Source organism: Methylobacterium sp. WL18 (assembly GCF_008040015.1).
Taxonomy (GTDB): domain Bacteria; phylum Pseudomonadota; class Alphaproteobacteria; order Rhizobiales; family Beijerinckiaceae; genus Methylobacterium; species Methylobacterium mesophilicum.
On the sequence record NZ_VRVD01000554.1, the window covers coordinates 1 to 3,118 of the forward strand.

Genomic DNA, 3,118 nt, shown 5'->3' on the forward strand with positions numbered 1-3,118 from the left:
CCTCCGGGCGGTCGGCCCAGGCCTTGAGCACGCCGTCGGCCCAGGCCCAGGCGGCCTCGACCTCGTCGCGGCGCATGAACAGGGTGGCGTTGCCCCGGACCACGTCCATCAGCAGGCGCTCGTAGGCGTCCGGGTAGCGCTGCTTGAAGGTCTCCTCGAAGGAGATGTCGAGGTCGGTCGGGCGCAACCGCAGGCCGCCGGGGCCCGGATCCTTGGTCATCACCTCGAGCTTCATGCCCTCCTGCGGCTGCAGGCGGATCACGAGGCGGTTCGGCTCGCGCCCGAACGCCTCCTCGGGGAAGATCGAGAACGGCGAGGCCCGGAACTGGACCACGATCTCCGACAGCTTCTGCGGCAGGCGCTTGCCGGTGCGCAGGTAGAACGGCACCCCGGCCCAGCGCCCGGACTGGATCTCGACCTTCATGGCCACGAAGGTCTCGGTCCGGCTCTCGTGGCCGAGTTCGGCGAGGTAGCCCTCCACCGGCTTGCCGTCGACGGCGCCCGCCACGTACTGGCCGCGGACGGTGGCGAACTGGATGTCGTGGGCGGTGATCGGCTTGAGCGCGCGCAGCACCTTCAGCTTCTCGTCGCGCACGGAGTTCGCCTCGAGGTTGAGCGGGCTCTCCATGGCGGTGAGGCACAGCAGCTGCAGGATGTGGTTCTGCAGCATGTCGCGCATCGCGCCCGACGTGTCGTAGTAGCCGGCCCGCCCCTCGACCCCGACCGTCTCGGCCACGGTGATCTGGACGTGGTCGATCACGTCCGAGGTCCAGAGCCGCTCGAAGATGGTGTTGGCGAACCGCAGGGAGAGCAGGTTCTGCACCGTCTCCTTGCCGAGGTAGTGGTCGATCCGGAAGATCTGCGATTCGGGGAAGACCTCGCCGACCGCGTCGTTGATCGCGCGGGCGGATTTCAGATCCTTGCCGATCGGCTTCTCCAGCACGACCCGGGACTTCTCGCCGACGAGCCCGTGCGAGGCGAGGTTGCGGCAGATCGAGCCGTAGAGGTCGGGCGAGGTGGCGAGGTAGTAGGGCCGGACCTGGTCGGGCCGCTCGTCGAGCTTGGCCACGAGGTCGGCCCAGCCGCTCTCGCCGGCCCCGTCCACCGCCACGTAATCCACGTGGTCGAGGAAGGCGTGGAGCGCGTCCTCGGCGAGGTCCGAGGCGGGCACGAAGCGCTTGAGCGCGTCCCTCGCATGCTCCCGGAACGCGTCGGTCGACAGCTCCGAGCGCGAGGCGCCGATGATTCGGCTGCTCTGCGGGATCTGCCCGTCCCGGAACCGGTAGAACAGCGCCGGCAGCAGCTTGCGCGCCGTGAGATCGCCGGTGGCGCCGAACACGACGCAGTCGAACGAGGCAACGGGGATAATCGTGGCCAAAAGAGCGGCTCCCTGGTGTCGTGCGCGGGTGCAGCGCGGCGGGCGCGCCGCACTGACCTAACCTGGGTGCAAACGCTTCGCCAGACGAGGGGGGACCGTCAGCAAGGTCCGCGGCGCATGCCTCCGGATGAAGAGCTGAACGACGGCTCGGTCCGATGCAGGCCCGTCATTGCAGCGCAGCGAAGCAACCCAGGCCTCCGCGCGGCGCGGCGTTCGGCTCGATGGGACAGTTGGTGGCGACAAGAGGTGTCCTACGGCCGGCGATACACCCAGACTCGCGCGGGCGGCAGGTTCAGCCAGACCCGGTTCGAGCGGTCGGCCGTGTAGCTGCCGGCCTCGCAGCGGGCCGGGATCGGCGGCACCACCGCGTAGGTGAACTGCACGAACGGCGCGCCCGGCTGCATCAGGTCGTGGGCGGCGTTGAGCAGGTCGAGACGCTGCTCCAGCGGCTTGGTGAACAGCGGCAGGCTCGAGATCGTCGCCGCGGCGGGCTGGGCCAGCGCCGTCTTGAGGGTCGCACGCATGTCGTAGGCATCGCCGCGGATGACGGTCACGCCCGGGAAGCGGCGTGTCAGCAGGCGGCAGAAATCCGGGTTGAACTCCACCAGGATCAGGCGCGAGGGCGCGATGCCCCGGCGGATCAGCGCCTCCGTGACCGGTCCCGTGCCGGGGCCGAGTTCGACCACCGGGCCTTCGCGGCGCGGATCGACGTAGGACGCCATGGTCCGGGCCAGCATCTTGCCAGACGGGGTCACGGCGCCGGTGACGAGCGGCCGCTCGAACCAGGACCGGAGGAAGCGGGCTTCGTCCTCCAGGGGGTCGCGCCGCGGCCCAAGATGGTCACCCCTGGCGGCAGGGGCCTTCGCACTGGGACGGCGGAGCGGCGGCAAGTCCTGGATTCCTCGAAGCCGATGGGAATGGAAGGCTAAGGCAACGCGCCGTCTTACAGTCAAGCCGGCCCGGCGCCTAGGGTAAGCATGCCACGCTCGCCGGATGCATAACGGGCGTGCGCGGGTTCGGATCCGGCCCGACCCGCGCGCCGCCGACCGGGATGCCGGTTCGGCCTCGGCGAGCGCGTCGGATCGGCGATCCTAGGGTCGAACGGCGCTGCCGAAGAAGTCCCGCACCTTGGCGAAGAAGCCGGCCGATTCCGGGTGGTTCTCCGGCGAGGCCGACTGATCGAACTCCTGCAGCAGCTCGCGCTGGCGCTTGGTCAGGTTCTGCGGGGTCTCGACGAAGACCTGGATGTAGAGGTCGCCGACCTCCCGGGAGCGGAGCACCGGCATGCCCTTGCCCTTGATCCGGAACTGCTTGGCTGTCTGCGTCCCGGCCGGGATCCGCACCTGGGTCTGCGAGCCGTCGATCACCGGCACGGTGATCTCGCCCGCGAGGGCCGCGGTCACCATCGAGATCGGCACCCGGCAGAACAGGTCGGCGCCGTCGCGCTGGAAGAACTCGTGCTGCTTGATCGACAGGAACACGTAGAGGTCCCCGGGCGGGCCGCCGCGCAGGCCGCTCTCGCCCTCGCCGGCCAGCCGGATGCGCAGGCCGTCATCGACGCCCGCCGGCACGTTGATCGAGAGCGTGCGCTCGCGGTTGACCCGGCCGGCGCCCTGGCAGGTGGCGCAGGGGTCGTCGACGATCTCGCCGCGGCCGTGGCAGTTCGGGCAGGTCCGCTCGATGGCGAAGAAGCCTTGCGCGGCCCGGACCCGGCCGTAGCCCGCGCAGGTCGGGCAGGCG

General features: G+C 70.3%; 3 protein-coding genes. All 3 read right to left on the reverse strand.

Translation table 11 applies throughout. The features are described 5' to 3' along the window. Positions 1–1,378 (reverse strand): glucose-6-phosphate dehydrogenase (zwf, locus tag FV228_RS24845; protein ID WP_147856996.1); only part of this gene is annotated, 1,378 nt, incomplete at its 3' end. Between the two features lie 251 nt (positions 1,379–1,629). After that, positions 1,630–2,268 carry a phospholipid methyltransferase gene (locus FV228_RS24850; protein ID WP_147856997.1) on the reverse strand — a complete coding sequence of 213 codons (639 nt, stop codon included), beginning with the start codon at positions 2,266–2,268 and terminating at the stop codon, positions 1,630–1,632. Positions 2,269–2,469: 201 nt separating this feature from the next. Beyond that, on the reverse strand, positions 2,470–3,118 hold a 649-nt coding region (locus FV228_RS24855; RefSeq protein WP_281406527.1), incomplete at its 5' end, for a DnaJ C-terminal domain-containing protein.